The 233-nt window shown below is 50.2% G+C and carries 1 protein-coding gene; it reads right to left on the bottom strand.

Features of this window, described 5'->3' with window-relative positions; genetic code table 11:
• Positions 1–233: iron chelate uptake ABC transporter family permease subunit (locus tag SB660_RS23990; RefSeq protein ID WP_410585129.1), on the bottom strand; the 233-nt coding region annotated here is incomplete at both ends.

Below are 233 nucleotides of genomic sequence, written 5' to 3'. Positions count from 1 at the left end.
CCGCTGACCGGTAATGAGTATCTGTGCTCAATCCCGGCGAGCCTGCGGGAAATATGGGGCGCGATCAGTCCGACAAATGCCATGCTGCCCGCTGCGGTTACACATGCGCTGATCAAAGCGATGCAGGCAATGAGTAAAATGGTTTTTTCTTTATTGGTTGAAACACCGAGGCTTTTCACCGTGTCCTCATCGAAACGAATGGTATCAAGCAATGACGTTTTCGCCATAAGAAG

Source organism: Bacillus sp. SIMBA_005 (genome assembly GCF_046535585.1).
In the GTDB taxonomy this organism is placed as follows: Bacteria; Bacillota; Bacilli; order Bacillales; family Bacillaceae; genus Bacillus; species Bacillus pumilus.
This window is presented reverse-complemented; position numbering and strand designations above follow the sequence as displayed.